Origin of the sequence: Mycobacterium uberis (genome assembly GCF_003408705.1) — a bacterium.
In the GTDB taxonomy this organism is placed as follows: Bacteria; Actinomycetota; Actinomycetes; order Mycobacteriales; family Mycobacteriaceae; genus Mycobacterium; species Mycobacterium uberis.
Genome location: NZ_QAYL01000007.1, coordinates 43,159 through 61,173 on the forward strand (window position 1 = coordinate 43,159; position 18,015 = coordinate 61,173).

The 18,015-nt window shown below is 54.8% G+C and carries 11 protein-coding genes and 7 pseudogenes; 10 read left to right on the forward strand and 8 right to left on the reverse strand.

The window, feature by feature from the left end:
* Positions 1-41 precede the first annotated feature (41 nt).
* Positions 42-1,688, reverse strand: a complete 1,647-nt coding sequence (locus MUBE_RS06025) for an acyl-CoA synthetase (protein WP_116539848.1) — start codon at positions 1,686-1,688, stop codon at positions 42-44.
* A gap of 133 nt (positions 1,689-1,821) precedes the next feature.
* On the opposite strand from MUBE_RS06025, the pseudogene MUBE_RS06030 reads away from it, so the two are divergent.
* A pseudogene (locus MUBE_RS06030) lies at positions 1,822-2,570 on the forward strand (enoyl-CoA hydratase-related protein).
* Between the two features lie 1,263 nt (positions 2,571-3,833).
* Positions 3,834-4,037: a hypothetical protein gene (locus MUBE_RS06040; protein WP_116539850.1), complete on the forward strand. Its 204-nt coding sequence runs from the start codon at positions 3,834-3,836 to the stop codon at positions 4,035-4,037.
* Positions 4,038-4,117: 80 nt separating this feature from the next.
* Here MUBE_RS06040 and MUBE_RS06045 read toward each other — a convergent pair whose 3' ends face one another.
* Together MUBE_RS06045 and MUBE_RS19370 are read right to left on the reverse strand one after the other, a co-directional pair.
* A complete protein-coding gene (locus tag MUBE_RS06045) occupies positions 4,118-4,255 on the reverse strand; it encodes a PPE domain-containing protein (RefSeq protein WP_116539851.1) in 138 nt (45 codons plus the stop codon).
* Positions 4,236-5,160 (reverse strand): annotated as a pseudogene (locus MUBE_RS19370) (cytochrome P450 family protein); the annotation flags it as partial. The gene MUBE_RS06045 and the pseudogene MUBE_RS19370, both read right to left, overlap by 20 nt.
* A 114-nt stretch (positions 5,161-5,274) precedes the next feature.
* Between MUBE_RS19370 and MUBE_RS06055 the strand changes: the two are divergent.
* Positions 5,275-5,464 (forward strand): annotated as a pseudogene (locus MUBE_RS06055) (acetoacetate decarboxylase family protein); the annotation flags it as partial.
* 11 nt (positions 5,465-5,475) lie between these two features.
* Here the strand turns inward: MUBE_RS06055 and MUBE_RS06060 are convergent.
* Positions 5,476-6,507, reverse strand: coding sequence for an LLM class F420-dependent oxidoreductase (locus MUBE_RS06060; protein ID WP_165849737.1), 1,032 nt, complete (start codon positions 6,505-6,507; stop codon positions 5,476-5,478).
* Between the two features lie 140 nt (positions 6,508-6,647).
* Here MUBE_RS06060 and MUBE_RS06065 point away from each other — a divergent pair.
* The 6 genes and pseudogenes from MUBE_RS06065 (at position 6,648) to MUBE_RS06090 (ending at position 12,846) form a co-directional block, all read left to right on the forward strand.
* Positions 6,648-7,626, forward strand: a pseudogene (locus MUBE_RS06065) (Zn-ribbon domain-containing OB-fold protein).
* Between the two features lie 550 nt (positions 7,627-8,176).
* Positions 8,177-8,506 carry a hypothetical protein gene (locus tag MUBE_RS06070; RefSeq protein ID WP_116539853.1) on the forward strand — a complete coding sequence of 110 codons (330 nt, stop codon included), beginning with the start codon at positions 8,177-8,179 and terminating at the stop codon, positions 8,504-8,506.
* Between the two features lie 196 nt (positions 8,507-8,702).
* Positions 8,703-9,873, forward strand: a pseudogene (locus MUBE_RS17500) (thiolase C-terminal domain-containing protein).
* A 415-nt stretch (positions 9,874-10,288) separates the two neighbouring features.
* Entirely contained in the window at positions 10,289-10,477 is a 189-nt protein-coding gene (locus MUBE_RS15645; protein WP_165849733.1) for a hypothetical protein, read from the forward strand.
* Positions 10,478-11,212: 735 nt separating this feature from the next.
* Positions 11,213-12,397, forward strand: a complete 1,185-nt coding sequence (locus tag MUBE_RS06085; RefSeq protein ID WP_116539854.1) for a 3-ketosteroid-9-alpha-monooxygenase, oxygenase component — start codon at positions 11,213-11,215, stop codon at positions 12,395-12,397.
* Between the two features lie 5 nt (positions 12,398-12,402).
* A complete protein-coding gene (locus MUBE_RS06090; RefSeq protein WP_116539855.1) occupies positions 12,403-12,846 on the forward strand; it encodes a hypothetical protein in 444 nt (147 codons plus the stop codon).
* Positions 12,847-12,852: 6 nt separating this feature from the next.
* On the opposite strand, the pseudogene MUBE_RS06095 reads toward MUBE_RS06090, so the two are convergent.
* Positions 12,853-13,140, reverse strand: a pseudogene (locus tag MUBE_RS06095) (sulfotransferase); the annotation flags it as partial.
* Positions 13,141-13,619: 479 nt separating this feature from the next.
* The gene (locus MUBE_RS06100; protein ID WP_116539437.1) at positions 13,620-13,814 is read right to left on the reverse strand and encodes a transposase; all 195 of its coding nucleotides are present in this window, start codon (positions 13,812-13,814) and stop codon (positions 13,620-13,622) included.
* A 1,569-nt stretch (positions 13,815-15,383) separates the two neighbouring features.
* Between MUBE_RS06100 and MUBE_RS06105 the strand changes: the two are divergent.
* Positions 15,384-16,231, forward strand: a pseudogene (locus MUBE_RS06105) (MaoC/PaaZ C-terminal domain-containing protein).
* Between the two features lie 7 nt (positions 16,232-16,238).
* Here the strand turns inward: MUBE_RS06105 and otsB are convergent.
* Positions 16,239-17,522 carry a trehalose-phosphatase gene (gene otsB, locus MUBE_RS06110; protein WP_116539856.1) on the reverse strand — a complete coding sequence of 428 codons (1,284 nt, stop codon included), beginning with the start codon at positions 17,520-17,522 and terminating at the stop codon, positions 16,239-16,241.
* A 41-nt stretch (positions 17,523-17,563) separates the two neighbouring features.
* A complete protein-coding gene (locus tag MUBE_RS06115; RefSeq protein ID WP_116539857.1) occupies positions 17,564-17,872 on the reverse strand; it encodes a WS/DGAT domain-containing protein in 309 nt (102 codons plus the stop codon).
* Between the last annotated feature and the right edge of the window lie 143 nt (positions 17,873-18,015).

An 18,015-nucleotide genomic window follows, 5' to 3' on the forward strand; every position in this document is an offset into this window, starting at 1 on the left:
GGCTAATACTTAACCAACACGGTCACGCCACTACGTGCGCGTCATGTGCCGGTGGTCACCCGGCTTGCATGCACATCGTCAGCAGGGCGCGACTCGGTCTGTTCCTTGGCCCAGCAGTAGTCAGGCTTACCGGCTGGCGACCGCTTGACCTGGCTCACCAACCAAAGGCTTTGCGGTACTTTGTATCCCGCGATCTCGGAGCGCACGAAACTGTCCAGTTCGGCCAGTGCCGGCCGACATCCCGGTCGAGCCTGCACGACAGCCGCCACACACTGGCCATACCGAGGATCGGGCACGCCAATCACCAATGCATCGAAAACATCAGGGTGGCCCTTGAGCGCCGCCTCGACCTCCTCGGGATAGACCTTCTCACCGCCGCTGTTGATTGACACCGAGCCACGGCCCAGCATGGTGACCGAGCCGTCGGCCTCAACCACTGCGTAGTCGCCCGGAATAGCGTACCGCACACCATTGATGGTCTTAAACGTCTCGGCGGTCTTCTTCTCATCCTTGTAATAACCGACAGGGATGTTGCCCTTCTTGGCTATGAGACCGCACACACCCGAGCCAGGCTTGACTTCGTTGCCATCCTCGTCGAGAACGACGGTGCGGTGATCGATGACCACTCGCGTGCCGCCACTGTGCGGCACATCCTTAGCAACGATGCTGATGCCACCGAAGCCGGTCTCTGAGGAACCTATCGAGTCGGTGATAACGCGGTTGGGCAGCAGCTTGAGGAGTTTTTCTTTTATACTTGGCGAGAACAGCGCCGCGCTGCTGGCCAACAGGAACAGCGACGACAAATCGTAGTCATTGTCTTTGGTCAGCGCGTCTAGCAACGGTCGCGCCATGGCGTCCCCTGTGAAGAACAACAGGTTGACCTTGTGCTCGTTAATCGTGCGCCAAACCTCTTCGGCATGGAATTCCGGTGCTAGCACGATGGTTTGACCCGAGAAGATCGACATCCATGTGACGGATTGGGTGGCACCATGTATCATCGGCGGAATCGGATAACGGACCATTGGCGGATTGGTTGCGGCGGCTTTAGCCAAGTCATACTCATCCTTGACAAATTCTCCTGTGGCGAAGTCAGTTCCACCGAAGAGCACCCGGTAGATATCCTCGTGACGCCACATCACACCCTTCGGAAAGCCAGTGGTACCACCGGTGTAAAGCAGATAGATGTCGTCGCCGCTGCGCTCGCCGAAGTCGCGTTCGGATGAGCTCTGCGCGATCGCGGAGTAAAATTCCACACCCCCGTAGCGTTGATAGTCGCTATCACTCCCGTCCTCAACGACGAGTACAGTCTTGATGTTTGGGGTGTCCGGCAGCACGTTGGCCACCCGGTTGGAGTACTGGCACTCGTGCACCAGTGCAACCATATCGGAGTTGTCGAAGAGATATCGAAGTTCGCCCTCGACGTAACGGAAGTTAACGTTGACCAGGATAGCGCCCGCCTTCACGATGCCAAGCATCGCAATGACAATCTCGATGCGGTTACGGCAGTAGAGGCCCACCTTGTCGTCCTTCTTCACACCCCGACCTATCAGGTAATGCGCGAAGCGGTTGGCTTTCTCTTCTAGTTGGATATAGGTCAGCTTCTCGTCGCCACAGATCAGGACAACGCGGCCAGGCACAGCGTCGATAGCGTGCTCGGCGAGATCGGCAATATTCAGGGCCACGGGCACCAAACTAGAACGTGTTACATTTCTTGACAAGCGAATGCCTAAGTTAAAGGAGAAGTGGTAGCCCGTAGCCAAGACTACAACAAACGAATTCGGACCGTATGTGCTATCGGAACTGCGCGAGCACACCCGCATCATGACGATAAACCGACCGGCTGCGCGTAACGCGCTGAGCAGTGAAATGATGGAGAGCATGGCCGAGGACTGAAACTGCGTTGACGACGACCACCGATGTGCAGTACCCTAACCAACAGTTGCTTCTGCGGTGACTTCTGCGCAAATATTATGGACCTTAAGGTGGCCGCCAAAAAGCCGCCCAGCGACTTCTTCAGCAATGGCAGCTACGATATATTACGCATCGGTACTCTGCTCCGAAACCGGGGGCTAACCAAATCGCTGATTACCACCGTCGAAGGTTCCGCCGTCTCCGATAGCAGCGAAGGTCCTACAAGGCAACGATATCGTGGGTCAACGGCAAAAGCACCACGTTCGGCATCTCTGAGGCCAAGTGGAGCCTCGCGGCTCGACGGTACATTTGGCCCGGCAGATCCTCTATACGGTAGCCTGCGACCTGCTGCTGACCGGGCACCACATCACCGCTGCCGAGGCCAAGAAGCTTGAGCCTGATCGGCTAATGTCGTACCCGACGGGTAAGTACTACCCAAAGCCGCTCGAGACCGCAGAGGTGATCTGGAATAACGGGCCGTTGGCTGCGCAGAAGATCCTACGGTAGATCCGCGCGACCGAGAGAAGAGCCGAAAACCAGGCATTCAAGATTGACACCCAAATCGGTATCAAGGCGTTCCTGTCTGAAGACGCTACAAAGGCCCGGAGGTGTTCGCCGAGAAGCGCAAGTCCAGATTCCAGAATCGCAAACCCTATTAGCCGAGCGTGAACTCCACTGTGGTCACACAGTTAGAGGCTCAAATCACATCTGAGCGACTCGGCGATACCATCAGGCACCCTAACCAGTCCGCAGCTCTCGGACCACCGTTGCGAGATCGCAAACATTACAACAACGGGCGGATTACGTGGGCCGATATTTGGCTGGCTGCGTGTGTCGTCAACGCCTTTCGTAGTACTTACGGTGATTCCGACGTATAACGGATCTCATTGTAATCTTTATCCACCATAAGATCTCTTTATTCGTTGTTTCTAGTCGTAGTCCGGCACCAGATGATTTATGGTGACTCCGGACTTCTGGACGTCTTAAAGAAGAACGACTCACCGTACGACAGACCGTGTATGCGGGTGGCCGGATGCTGTTGCCCGAACCCGTCGTTAGGTTGACTTTCTCTAGGGTTGCTCCCAAACTTCGAGCTCGTCGACAGAACGAAGTGCTGAGGTTTTCTGAACCCACGGGGTGGTTAATCGAATCTACGGACCCAAGCCCTACGATAAGGGCACCACACGATTCCGCCGGGGATAGCAGCAGAACAAATCGAAACAGGGATGCGTTGGCACTGTTCTATAGAATCCAATTGACCCACGAGTCACGGCTGAGCTATGCGAGACCAGCTAGGCGAATTTGTCTGATCAACCAGCCGGCTAGCCCCGGTTCCGGCAACGAAATCAGTTTATTGAAAACAAACAAGTTTGATGCATAATTCGTTACCCGTGATCGGCATGGTTCGAGCCGGAGCTGATCATCATGCTGAGCTTGAGACTTTGACAGGTGGCTCACTAAGCAGCTAGTCACCTGCCAATGTCAATTAATTAACGAAATGCATTCATAGTAATGAATGATACTAAATAACGATAATGAATTACACTACTGAACAGTGGTTTTGGCGCACCAAACACTCAAACCCGAGATGCTGTCTCGCTCCTTGATGCCACGTTACTCCTCACGTGGTCAGCGTGTTTGAGCGCGACACTGAGGCTGGCACGCCAAATCTCAGTGTCGGCCCTCAGTGAAGCGTGAAGAACCAAAGCGTGACACGCAAACGGATGCACCTAATCCACGCTTTCTGCATCAGCTCCAGCACCGCAAAGTCGAGGAGGACTGCAACACATAGCTTTACGCAGCAATCGACTCAACAGTCACACAATAGCCGCGAATAGGCCAGATCAACTCAATTATTATGCATATGTACCAGCCAACTATCAGCATAGCAAATCGGCAACCTAAGTGCCTGTAGGAAAGAGGTGGCGCGATACTCAGTGACTCCGGTGGTACCGTACTCAATGGTATCCGGAGCGACCAACCCGGTCTTGTTGGCGATCAGCGGTGGTGACTTCTACGAAGTCCTCACAGCAAGCCTACAGTCCCTTCATCGCCTCACCGTCCTCGTTTCAGAAGTCTTGGTATTCCTAGTCGAGGTCGACTATCGCCACATCGCATCGCCCTAACTTATTATGCTTGATCAGCATCTGCCTCTCAGCACGATTTCGGTAAATCTGCACCGAGGACACACTATCTTGTTACGTGCCTATTCATAGGCCACCTGATTTTCACGGATCTGTGTTTCGGTCTCAGGCAGCTGCTCACAGAGGTCGGTTAACCACCCCACAAACCGCTTGGCCGCCTCCATCGCTTGCTTCGCTGCGAAACCTGACCAGGAGTTCATCAGTTAGAGTTTTTCTAATATTGAAATTATCCTGCCGATCGAATACCACTTCGTCGAAGTTTGTCAATTCGAATAGCAAAATTACTTGCTCTGTATCGAACAGTTCAATGTTGTTAAACATCATTGTAGGCGATCAAATTTTCTTTACCAACACGGTCCAACACAGCAGATCTTCGATGGTATCGGACAATAACTAGCGATCGCACTGCAGCAGGTTCCACTGATCACGATTGCGTAACAGCTGCTCGGTGCCTCCACTCAACGTATGCCGTGTGGTCTCATCACCGCCAATCAGGACAATTGGGATGAGCAGCGTCTACATTATAATCTCGTCATCACTCAACCGCTTCCCGTCGACTTGACAGCTCGCCAGCACACTGACCAGTCCTTCGGTGGGCACTTCCTTGCGTATAGTGATGATGCCTCAAGTGAAGTCAGTGTAGGCGGTGAAAGCATCAATTGCTACCTGGAAATCGTCTTCGTACACAAGTGAACCTAGAAATTTTACCAAATCGCCAGATCACTCGAAGAACATTTCCCGCTGCTTCTTACACACTCCGAGCATGTCGTCGATGACCCTCATCGGCAACGACGCGAGCAAGTCTCGGTCGAAGTCGTATCTGCCGCGTTCACACATAACGTCGATCAGTGTGTCGCACAACGCAGCAATCGATTCCTCGCAGTCACGCACCTGCTTGCGGATAAAACTGACGTTAACCAACTTACGCCGCAACAGATGTGTGATCGTCCATGTCGATCATCATCGGCACAGCAGGCTAATCGTGCCGGATGCCACCTACATTAGAGAACAGCTCAAGCTGCCGTTCGGCGTCGATCATCGCCTGGCATGTTGATACCGCCGTTAGCCCGTTGCGGTCTTGAAATACCAACTGATTGATACACATCCATCGATATGCCTCGTGACTGGCGTAGAAGGTCTGGTCGGTTAAATCGACGTCCTGAAACGCCGTAGAGATAGCTTTCAGTCATTGCTATCTCCCACAATTACCGTGAGCGACATGCCTACCTCGCAACACATTATCGCCGGCACGGCGCTGACCATGCCAGTCCACATCCGCACAGCCAACTTGCACTCCGCGATGTTCGCGGTCCCCGCAGCAATGCAGCGTCTGAATCGACTACAATAGGTTGCGAATGTATAATGTATTGAGTACCTCCCCGGGCTGGACGATCGTTGCGCAGATGCTGGAAGGACACGGTCAGAGTAGCCCAGCCAGGTCTCGAACCTGCTCTACGTTGCTAACAGACACCATCATCATAGTGACGCCCGCAGCCGACCAGATAGCAATCTGCTTCCGCACGTAGTCCAGGTCGCCGATGATCATCGCGTCGTCGACGAGTTCGTTGGGGATAATCTCAGCCGCCTTGTCCTTCTGGTTGGATCGGAACAGAGTGGTGACCTCGTCAACCACCTCCGCGTAACCCATCCGACGGTAGACGTCGGCGTGGAAGTTGGTGCCCTCAGCACCCATACCGCCCATATACAGTGCCAGGAACGGCTTGATTCCGGCAAACACCGCCGCACGGTCTTCGGTGACGACGATCTGCGCGATCGCGCAGATCTCGAAGTCTTCGCGGCTGCGTCGGGCGCCAGGCCGAGCGAACCCCTCGTCGAGCCATTCGTTGTACATGCCAGCCATCCGCGGCGAATAAAAAAGCGACAACCAACCGTCACAGATCTCGGCTGCGAGCGCAACGTTCTTCGGCCCTTCGGCACCCAGCATGACCGGGATGTCAGCGCGCAGTGGATGGGTGATGGGCTTGAGCGCCTTGCCCAAGCCCGTCGTACCAGCACTGGTTAGCGGCAGCGGGTAGTGCGGGCCGTCGCTGGTCACCGACGCCTCCCGGGACCACACCTGGCGGACGATGTCGATGTATTCACGGGTGCGAGCCAACGGCTTCGGAAACGGCTGACCATACCAACCTTCGACCACTTGCGGTCCGGACACGCCAAGCCCTAAAACATGGCGGCCACCGGACAGGTGGTCGAGCGTCAGCGCAGCCATCGCGCATGCCGTCGGGGTTCGCGCCGACAGTTGGACCACCGACGTACCCAGCCGCACCCGCTGCGTTGACGAACCCCACCATGCCAGCGGCGTGTAAGCGTCAGATCCCCACGCCTCCGCGGTGAATACCGCGTCGAATCCGGCATCCTCCGCCGCGGCTACGAGTTCGACGGCGTTTTTTGGCGGTTGAGCACCCCAATATCCCAGCTGCAGTCCGAGCTTAATGATCTCTAACCCTATTCTTTCGCAGGTTTACCCAACTAACAACGCCGGTTCACGGACCAATCGCCATTGTCCACTATATGAAACCGTTCTTAAAACCCATTCTACTCGACGACGTAACAGCCAATTCGAGCAGCTCGCCCTTGATTGACCACTTCAAACCACCGTTCTCCGCGCCACTGACATTGTCCTTCGAACTACACCCATGTAGTAGGGCCCACACTGAGCAAGTTCTTCACTGCACTGCGTGAATGCCGCATCTTTGGAGTGCGCGGGTCGGATAGCCGAGTGCATGTGCTGCCCGTGGAATATGACCCGGTTACCTATGAACCGCTGGGTGAGATGGCACCGGCATAAGCTGTCGGCACAGTCGCGCATTCTGGACTTGATAGACTGAGCCGCTAGAAATACAGCTGCTGGACCGACTGTTCACATGGGCACTGATCGAGCTCAACGGAGCCAACACCACAATGTTGCACGCCGTAGATGTGGGCGCTGCCAACCCTTCGGTGATCTGCACCGGCGCCCAGGTAAATGTGCATTGGGCCAAGCAGCCAGTTGGACGCCATTGCTGACATCACGTAACTTCTTGCTGCGTAGAGAACCCGAACCAATAGCCGAGCTGGGTGACCAGCAACCGGGATCGTCACACCGACTGAGCTGACAATTCAACACACCGCTTCGCACGAAGAAAGTGCATACCTGCGAACCATCGTCGAAGGCCAATTGCTCGGTACCCGAACGCAAGATTGCGGTCCTGAAACAGAAAAGTGTATTTCCACCGCACGGTGCCGATCCGGACATTGTCCTGCTAACCACCGAGCCCGTCGAGCTACCGGACAAAGGCATGGTGACAACGTTTGTGATCATCAACATCCCGTTTATGGACCAGCGTACAAAACCGCCCTACGTAGCCGCCTATGTACTGCTTGACGGCGCAAACATCCTTTTCCTAACACTTGATTTCTGAAATCGAAACACACGAAGTGCAGATGAGGATGCACGTTAAGGTGGTGTGGATGCCCTATACAGAATGTGATTGTAGCATCGGACAACATCAAGTACTTCCGGCCTATCGGGGAACCCGACGCAGACTACGACAGTTACAAGCACCACCTGTAAAGGGCTTAACCTGCAATGAGCGCTCACAACGTGGCGGTGGTAGGCTTCATTTAAATGCCTCGCATATGCACCGTACCAACGGCGTCGAAATGCTGATACCATGCTCTACCCAGCTTGACGACGAGCTGGACATCACCAAGGACGATATCGGCTTCTAATGCTCTGGATCGTTGGATTACCTTGCTGTAAAGTAATTTTCATCTATCTCGATATTGTGACTCGTTGATCGGTGTTGTGTCGCCGATCAACGAGTCACAATATCGAGATAGATGCAACCTGGGCATTCTACGAATGTCTACATCAAATTTCTGAGCTGGTAGGTCAACACCACGCTGGCATACGACTTCGGAAAATCCTCAGTCGGAGTCCTGTATTGCGTCTTGTCGCGACAGAACGACTTTTACACGGTAACCCTATTATAGCCAGAATCGGTGTCGATGGCCGAACTACAAGCTTACCTTAGGCTCGACGCCGGAAAACAGAACAAACTAAAAATCTCCCAAATTGCTTTTGACTCCTTCGCCAAAACCCAACAGACTGGACTCAGTAGATGCAGCAATCAGAATCAAGGATTTACTTAAGCGACATTTTTTATTTTTTCTCGGATACTTTGCACAACAAAGCTATTGGACTGAAAACCGACGGCAAAACTGTGATTGTTCTCGTCGCCAACAACCACGCACATAAGTTTCGAGAAAACCCTGTCTGGATTGCCGTAATCAAACATCGCATTGAGCCCACGACACCAAGCGTACACGCGAGCACCGAATCACCTTCGACCACAGCGGCAACCAAAACAACCACCCAAGGTAACACCCGTAGCCTCGACGTCGCTGAGATTCACGCACCGTTTACCCATCAACAGCTTGCTCCTGGATGAAGCGACCCAAATACCAGGAAAGACGAAAGTCAATCCGTCCGGCGGAGCACTGACGGAAAATCCAATGTTAGCTTCCGGCCTTAAGCGAATCAGCTCCGCAACACAACATACCTGGAATTAATCGGCCAACCGTGCTCTGGAGAGGGATCTACCAAATAAACTGCGCTACAGTCATATTCATGGTGGAGAAGAACTAATAGACGGAAGAGGAGCGCACCTGTCAGCGGTACTTGGTACCGGACAGACTAGGTACGTTGCTAAGCAGTAAGACATTTAAATGAACGCCCTGTTCCGTGAAGCGATCGACTGGACACTAGCCGACTCCGGTTGCACCTTAACAACAACATCGACACTGTCATGGTCAGCAAGGTGACCGACTTCTTCGACAGCATCATGATACCAAAGTTGTTTACGATCGACGTTATGGGTGCCACTAGCAAGCAACTAATTCGAGTGTATGCTACTGGTTCGGTCGGCGGCTCAACCGGAGTGGTGGTCACGAGTCTCATGCAGTCTGGGCAGTTTCGGCGTATACTGGTTAGAGACTAGGAAAAGAAGTCAGAATCAAATTCCAGATGGTTGTTATCTATTCCTTTTATCAATACCTCTAGCTCGGGTCCAGGAAAGTATTTTGCACCGCATGCGCGGTCTTAATATACAAAACTCAGGTGCACCGACAAACATCGGCGCGATGGGGGCAGTCAAAGACTGATTCAACGGCAGCCGCAACCAGCTAACGCACCTGCAGCAACCCAACATCATCCTCAAGAAGATGACGACGCCACTCATGCTTTAAGACTCGATCCCCCACGACGAGACCCGCCTATCATCTGATGGCGTATGCAATGTGGTGATCGGCAATGAGACGATCACCTGTACCCGATTGACGCAAAGGCATCCGGTATCCTGGATCCAGGACACCGTGTTATAAAAAGAACCGTTGGCGTCCGCCGAGCGTTACCAAGTCAGCCTGCAAGCTGCAGCATTACACGGCCACTGCACTGTGAAAGACCGCCGACATCACCAGTCCTATCGAATAGATCGACACCACCGAAATCTACTTACCCCCTTCTCGCGGTTCGAATCAATACAGTTAGAAAACTCGCTTTTCCCACGAGGGCTAAGACTGGCAATTCACCAAAGCCGAAGAAACTGAGATCAACCGAAGAATTCCGGTAAACCCGTCCGTTGGTGTGCTGTCGTCGAACCCAATCGGCACCTCTGATTTGGTCCGTTGTGCCAAGTCGGCGATCCAAGTGATGAACAAAGATGAGTATAGCCAAGTTTCCGATGAAAGAAGGGTTTTGGAACACAACTACGATAGCGGACCGCAGTACTACATCCATGTAGGTGGTCAGCGTCAATAAACCGGAGAAGACACCCTAGAAAACAGACGCATGACCAAAGTAAGCACCCCGCAGGAAGCAATGTCTATTATCGAGTACCTCATAGGGTCATCGGCCTTTGACCCAAGATGTGACAGACTCGCTTTCTTGCCTTTGCTGTTCACTCTGGTGGAGTGCTGGAACTTCTTGTCAAATAAGACAATCTGCAGTACTCGCGTCACAAGCACCTAAGAAATAACCCATGCCACCGGCAATGGTGCACCTGGCAATCGTAGCGGCATCGACAACAGAAGCGGCTTCCTTCACAAACGCCGAGGCTGCCAACGCATCATGACCTCCAGGACCTGTTGAACACAGTGAATGCCCCTACCGAGACGTTATTGAGGTGAACGCGAATCGGCGACGGTCCTAATAGATAGGCTAAGGACGGGTGCAAATGGCGGGGACAATGGGCTCTTTACCGGCGCATGGAGGCAATGACGGATCCGGCACCTCGGGGTTATCCAACACCAAAAGCGCAGGAGGAGCCGGTGACACCGGCAGGATTTCCCTCAGAGGTGCCAGGGTCAGCTGCGCTGAGTGTGCTCACGGCCTGCTTGTCGGCTTCGAGGAGAAACCCGGCTGAGGTAGCCATGAGGACCGTCGGCAAGCGACTGCTCCGACCCATCACATGTGACGGACATTGCATACCACGGTTGGCCCGGCCCAACTCGCTGCGCCCAAATCTTGCGCGGTAATGTCCTGATGTCCCAATCGCCGTCGCTGTGAGGGAGCGACCTTGACTGACGGCGGACTGCCAGACGAAAGCCCTCACGAATTAATCCAGCAATCACCCATGTACGATGAATTTAATTAGAAAACGGGATTCGCACCGAAGCGGCTAGGTCGGCTCCAGCCCGATCAGGGTGCCGCTGGGCGATGTCGCGATAGGCCTGTAGCTTGAACTTGACCCACGTCTTCGCGCTTGCTCCAGCAATTGGACCCTTCTATTTGGGCTGGTAATCCGACCGCAATCTGGGTGCCAGCCACTAAAGAAAAGGAACCGCAATCATACTGCCCGCATCGATCCTACCTGCACCTTGGCGTCTTCCCACACCGCGATCGGACCATAGTCGTCGCACAGCACAACGTTCAACCGCACCGATGGTCCCTTCGACGATTACGTCGCCGATCAGGGTAGCGCCCGGAACCACAAACGCGGTTGGATCGATTCACAGGTATCGACCCTCGAAAGAAAACAGCGGCATTACCTACCTGTACGCCCAGTCTACATACCCGGTTGGGCTAGACCCGGTGTCGTTGCGCCAGGTAACCACAAAACTGTAACGTGTTCTAGTTAGATACGAGTTGGAGGTGTCAGGTGAGTACCGACAGTGCTGGGGCCGGCATCCGGGAGATCGATTCAGGTACCCTGCCAACCAGGTATGCCCGAGGCTGGCATTGTCTAGGCGTCGTCAAGGACTACCTGGATGGGAAGCCGCATGGGGTTGAAGCCTTCGGCACCAAACTGGTAATTTTCGCCGACTCACACGGAGACTTAAAGGTCCTAGACAGCTACTGCCGACACATGGGCGGCGACCTGGCCCAAGGTACCATCAAAGGCAACGAGGTCGCCTGTCCGTTTCACGACTGGCGATGGGGCGGCGATGGCCAATGCAAGTTGGTACCCTATGCCAAGCGCACTCCCAGAATGGCACGCACCCGGCCGTGGACGACCGACGTGCGCAGCGGCCTGTTGTTCGTCTGGCATGACCATGAAGGTAATCCGCCAGATCCCGCCGTCAGGATCCCGGAGATCCCCGAAGCCGCAAGCAACGAGTGGACCGACTGGCGGTGGAATCGTATCCTTATTGAAGAGTCCACCTGTCGCGACATTATCGACAACATCACCGACATGGCGCACTTCTTTTACATCCATTTCGGTTTGCCTACGTATTTCAAGAACGTCTTCGAGGGCCATATCGCCTCGCAGTACCTACACAATGTGGGTCGGCCCGATGTCGACAATCTGGGCACCGCCTATGGCGATTCGCACCTGGATTCGGAGGCTTCCTATTTCGGGCCGTCGTTCATGATCAACTGGCTACACAATAACTACGGCGGCTTCAAGTCCGAGTCGATATTGATTAACTGCCACTACCCGGTGACCCAGAACTCGTTCATGTTGCAGTGGGGCGTCATCGTCGAAAAACCCAAGGGGATGGACGAGAAGATGGCCGACAAGCTGTCCAGGGTTTTTACCGAAGGCGTCGGCAAAGGTTTCCTGCAGGATGTCGAGATCTGGAAGCACAAGACCCGGATTGATAACCCCTTGCTAGTCGATGAGGACGGTGCCGTCTATCAGCTGCGTCGCTGGTACGAGCAATTTTACGTCGATGTAGCTGACGTAAAGCCGGAAATGGTGGAGCGCTTCGAGATCGAAGTCGACACCACACGCGCCAACAAGTTCTGGAATGCCGAGGTTGCAGCAAGGCTTAAGGCAAGGGAACTTAAATCGTTTGCAGCCGAGGAAATTTCCGGCGATATACCCGCTGAGCGACACTGATAGGCATGTCATACGATAAACCGGTTATCCCCGACGTCGATCGACTCGCGTGGTCGATGCTGTTGCTGCACAGTGATCACGATAAGAAAGCAACCACACTTAACAGCGGAACTGGATTCCGTCCGAAGCCAAGGGATTTCGATAAAGATCGACAGCACGGCGTTGCGGTTCGGCAAGCTTCTTTCGCCGACCGTGAACACTACCTCACGTCGGGTCTGCAGCCAGTGGAGTGCCGATTTTGTCATGCTAAAGTCACCGTTAACAGGTTGGGGCCCGGCCATACCGCTATACAGTGGAACACCGAAGCGTCACAGTGTTGCACGTACTTCGCCGAAGTGCGTGAATCTGGTGGCGATACCGCACGCACTAAGTCCTGTCTACGCCTAGCTGACAGTATTGAGCACGCCATCGCGGAAGGTTATCTAGACAGGCGGCCCGACAACTGCTAACTGATATTAAATCCTAGCGAACCGCTCCTTGACGCTTAAGGCAGTAAGGCCGTAGTCAGCCTAGCACGTACACATACTTCGGAGCCCGTGCGCCGACCCTGCTCTCAGCATCGATATTTGCCAAGCCTGCTCGGTCAGTGTCAGTCCTAAGTGTAGGTAAATCTCGGCCACCGTGGCAAGAGGATCCGCGACCAAACCACGGTAGTTAACATCGTAAAGCTGGACCGAATAGCACTTGGCGTGTGCAGTGTTGAACAGCTCCAAACCACGCGACCAGGTTTCCATTGCGTCAACAACTGATCTAGGCCCTGACAAAGGAGCTCTTTGGTTTTAGTTGGGTTCTTAGCTTGAGGTCTGGGTTGTGGCCTATTGTTTGCGGGTGTAGGGGGATCTGTATCCGTGCATGTTGTTGAACCCGCAGCCGACGTTTTTGACCTGCTTGGTCAGGTTGTTGTAGCCCGCGGTTTGTGAGTTGGTAATGCCAGTGGTGGTGAAACGGGTTGATCTTGGATCACCAAGTGTTGACGGTGCCAGCCCGGATGATCAGTTCTGGGGTGTTGGAGTCAAGGCGCCACGTCAGGAAGCGGTGCAGGCGATGTCTTGTCAGATGCGGTTCCTCGCCAAGCCGCACGATAGACGATAAGGTGTACGGTTATTTTTTGGCGATCCACGTCTAGAGGATCTCGGACGCTGGGATCCTCTAGACGTGGATCTAGTTCCATATCTTGATAAAGCGCTTGTTGGATAGTCGTTCTCGTAGAGTTGAGTAAGCGTCACTGATTGACCCACTCGGGATCAAGCTTGTCGCCGCGGCGATCCCGCAGCTCCCAGGTGACCTGGCGGAGTACTTTGGTCAGTGCATCGTTAGCGAGCGTGTCCTGATGGCCGACAACAAGCGTGGCACCCGGCAGCACGGCGTGGATCGCCGACGTGTAGCCCGCGGCCGGATCGATGGCTAAGGATTTGATGCCATTGCAAAACTAGGAACCACGTTGGGCAAACTAGTCGATGTCCGGGTTTCGCGGTGCGGCCCTACAACCTGTCCCAACAGGTCCTGATTGCCGGCCAGGTCCACAAAACCGGTTCAATCCACACGGCGCCCGTTGCAGCACAACGCTACCAGTAACCTCGCGTGCACCGCGATCAGGTCTTGCGCTACCACGCCAGGATTAGCTCTGTACCGTAGAGAATAGAAAGATCTATCGGTGAACTGCTCACATATTCCTTGGCCGGACGTGAAGACCATTCCATATCCTGGACACCCTGGCGCTGACGGCTCATTGTCACGGTGTTAGACACGCTCCACCCATAACTCCTGGCAGCCTAAACAACAATGTCATCACCCCGGTCACAACCCTTAGCTCCCTTCATCAGCTGAACACTTAGCAACACCTAGACCTCCAAAAGCCAAGGGCCCCTCACCCCATAAGACACGCCGACCAACATCAAAACACCCCTACCCAGTCAAGTAGCAAAAACGGTGTGATCTGGTAACCACGTATACTGGCTCTGCCACAGCTTTCCAGCTGACCCGGCGACACTAAGGTTCTCCGACACCTGTCAAATGATCCGTAGAGGTACCATCACCTCGATCAACATCTTCACTAAGTGGGTCTATGACCACATCGAGCATTAGAACGCTGAAACCCACCCCTTTCGCCTAAACCGTCACCACCGAAGAAATTCTCACTTACACCAACGTCCGTCAACTCACCAACAACAACACCAAATAAACAGAACAAAACCGTACAACACATAGGTCCATAACGAGGTTCACCGGATTATCGATAGCGGCTAGCTGTGCTCAGGTGAAGTTTCGGGTGTTACTTCAGATCAGCTAGTGTCCAAACACTAATTGAGTTGTCGGTAATCACCACCCGGTTGATGTTTAGTAAGGGATGGTTGGTCAACAGGCTGTCCTTACCGGTTCTTCGCGTTCATTGGTGTCCCGGTCGTGATCTCCGTGCCCTCTGAGAACACGAGGCTTGTAGTGGCCGCTGTTGGTAGATTTTCCAGATGGTGGTGCTGAACGCAGAATGAAATCCTTGCTGCTGATCGATCCCGGTATGCTATTCTGGATATTACTGTTGATCTAGTCTACTGGTGTCCGCAGACATGTTGACGCGACTATTTCCTCAGATTTGTCGTTGTGCCAGCAAGAGTCGATCGCCTGTAGGCCTTTAAGGACTTTGACCGGCTTACTGGACTCGCTGCCCAACAGCGCCGCGGTTTGTTGGGCTTGCCTTTTACTTCTCCGAGGTGAAACTGGGATTTGGGGTAATTGACTCCGTCCACGTTAGCTGGAGATTAGGCGTTTCGGACGACGGTCAAGATGATTCTGCATGTCTGTGTTGTGTCGCCGCAGGTTCAGATGTTTACCGTTGCGTCCTGCACAGCTAGAATGCTAGATGCCTTCTAAGTCATGGTGCGGTTGGCAAATGACGGCAGTCTGCTCCACTGACCGCGTCAATGTAAAGGGTTTTGCGATGGTTGGGTGCAGAAAAGGCTTAAATGTTTTCGCTTGAAGGAAGAGGCGTATGGCAAGAGACCTCACTACCATCGGCGCAATGACCAAGCCAATGTTAACGGAATGGATTGATCGGGGCATCATGCTGCATACTCTCGGTGTCGGAGCTGAGAGCTAAGTTCTGTCGTTCAACGTAGACAACAGCCACGACATCACTGGACAAGCATTGCCTACCTACGCGGTGATTTGCTGTTTGGCGTTCGGGGCAGCGGCAAAGATCGGAAAGTGCAACTGGCCCTTGCTCTTGCATGGATCGTAGGTCGTCCGGCTGTATACGCCACTGCTGGCTGCGGGAAAGCTGTCGGTGGTCACTGAGGTCGTTGACCTGCAGGACAAGCGTGAGGGTAAAAACGCGATCGTTGTGTTGGCTAGTTGTGGCGCGAACCTGGAATTGGCGACGCTGATCGCCGAGACGTTGACTACGCTGGTGATCCGGGGTTGGACCGGGTTCGGAGGAGTCCCAGGCCAGCGGCTGGCGGCACTGGAAGTTCCGGACCGCGAACCCGACGTCCGAATCGTGCTGCCCACCCGTGAGGCTCTACCGGCTTTCCGGTGACCGCAATCCGCTGCATGGTGGTTCGTGGTTCGCTCGGTAGCTAGCCGGGTTTTCCAAGCCGATTCTGCACGGATTGTGTAGCTACGATGTGGCAGGACGAGTGTTAGTCGTTGAGCCGGACAAAGGCGTGGCGGCCAACATTACCTCGATTGTGGCTCGGTTTACCTGACTGCTGTTTCCGGCGAGAAGCTATCCACCCGGATCTGGCGAACCGGGTTGGGTGGTGTAGGTCGTTGGCTCCGACGGCTGCTGAGCTGCGGGTGGTGCTGGACGATGGGGCAGTGGAGTACCTGCCAGCCTAGCCGGGCGTTAGCCCATTTGCTCTGCTGTCACTGAGCGTGCCAACTGTTCGGCGAATTCGCTGACACGCATCGGACTGTCCAACGCGAACAGTGCGGCGGTTGCGCGGTCGCCGTCTTCCGCGTGTCGCACCACGATCGGAACACCATCGTGGCGTACCGCGTCGAACGCGTCCTCGTCGGTGATGTCATCGCCAAAATAGATCGGCATGAGCGAAGCGGAGCTGGCTTGAGCGCCGGCCTGGTGCAGGTGATCGATCACCCAGCCAAGTGTTTTTCCCTTGTCCCAGTCGATGTTGGGCTGCAGCTCGATGACCTGGCGGCCTGTCGTCACCCGAAGCGCGTTGCGTTGGCCCGCTGTGCGCACCGCCGCGACGACTTCGTCGACGCGGTCACGGGGGGTGTTACGGTAGTGCACTGCGACACCAAACCGCTTGCGCTCCAATGTGACTCCCGGGGTTGGCGCGAGCTGTTCACATAGCTGGGTGGCCGCCTGTTGCAGCACAGGTATCGTTGCGGTCGCCGCGTCATTTTGGTGGTGAGTACCGTCGGGCTCGGTTAACTCGAAGCCATGACTGCCAGCATACCAGATGCCAGGCACGCCGACCCGTTCGATCACATCGGCGAGGTCACGGCCGGACAGCACAGCGACCGGACAACGTGCTGCCAACTTCTGCAGCGCATCGGTCGCGCCGGGGACGGGTCTGGCCGAGTCGGGATCATCGATGATGTCTGACAGTGTGCCGTCGAAGTCGAAGAACACTGCCGGCTGCCGGGCATTGAGGCCGTCGGTCAAGCCAAAAGCCTGCAGCGCGTCGGGAAGCTTCGACATTCGACGGTCCCCGGTTCGCACGATGACTTCACGGAGGTCGGTGACTACCGTGTCGGCGCCATAGCTACGCAGTGTGTCGTGGTGGCCTGTCTGGTCTTCCCCGATTACTAGGCCGAGCACCAGCGCGAAACCGCCATCGCGTGCGGACGTGACGCCGGCCTCGTCGACTGCGACGACGACACACCGGCCCGGTCGCGTCAGTAAGCGGTTAGCCGCGGCGACTAGGGTGACGCTGTCTTCGTTGACTAGGCCGTTAACGTGCACGGAGAACAGATCGCTGAAGCCCGCTGCAGTCAGCACACCCTGGCTATTGCGGTTGGTCGAAAAAACGGCGGTGCCTATACCGATATCCTGCAGCTGCCGGACTAGTGCTACCGCGGAGTCGAGCCCAGCGTCGGTCACCACGGCGTCGAGGTCGAATAGTGTCGCATCGTGGCGCCGCGGGTCGATGATGACTGGCATTGACCCACCATCTCACGGTAGTCAGGGGGGTTAACGTCCGGCTAGCGACGTGCTCCAGTGGACGGTGTGACAGCCCGCCTGCAAGACGCTTTGCTGGGAAGCACGCCGGATGATGGTACGCGGAGGTCTTTTTTGGTGAACAGCAGTACGGAATCGTGGCTGAACGCTGTCAGCTGCGCGACCTCCAGCTCAAGACCGGCAGTAAGTCGCGTGATGTCGGACGCGGCGTCGTAGTCGGTAGTGATGCCGAATACTAGCTCGTTGCCGTAGCTCGGAAGCGTAACCGCAATGCTTAAATACTTTAATGCGGTCGGCGTGATCGGCAGCACACGCTCCACTAACTGGCCCATCAGCCGTAGCTAATCGCACTGAATCCATTCTGCTAGTAGGGTTCTAAACGCATCGGAGTCAGAGGTGATGCCGTCGACGATGACGGCCGCTCCAAATTGCTAAGTTTGCCTGCCGATCCGGATCGCGAACTTTGAGGAAATCC

Excerpts from the sequence above, each read along its gene's own strand:
- MUBE_RS06070 (WP_116539853.1), top strand. The coding sequence starts at position 8,177 with ATGCAGCAATCAGAATCAAGGATTTACTTAAGCGACATTTTTTATTTT.
- otsB (WP_116539856.1), bottom strand. The coding sequence starts at position 17,522 with ATGCCAGTCATCATCGACCCGCGGCGCCACGATGCGACACTATTCGAC.
- MUBE_RS06115 (WP_116539857.1), bottom strand. The coding sequence starts at position 17,872 with ATGGGCCAGTTAGTGGAGCGTGTGCTGCCGATCACGCCGACCGCATTA.
- MUBE_RS15645 (WP_165849733.1), top strand. The coding sequence starts at position 10,289 with ATGGCGGGGACAATGGGCTCTTTACCGGCGCATGGAGGCAATGACGGA.
- MUBE_RS06045 (WP_116539851.1), bottom strand. The coding sequence starts at position 4,255 with ATGAACTCCTGGTCAGGTTTCGCAGCGAAGCAAGCGATGGAGGCGGCC.
- MUBE_RS06090 (WP_116539855.1), top strand. The coding sequence starts at position 12,403 with ATGTCATACGATAAACCGGTTATCCCCGACGTCGATCGACTCGCGTGG.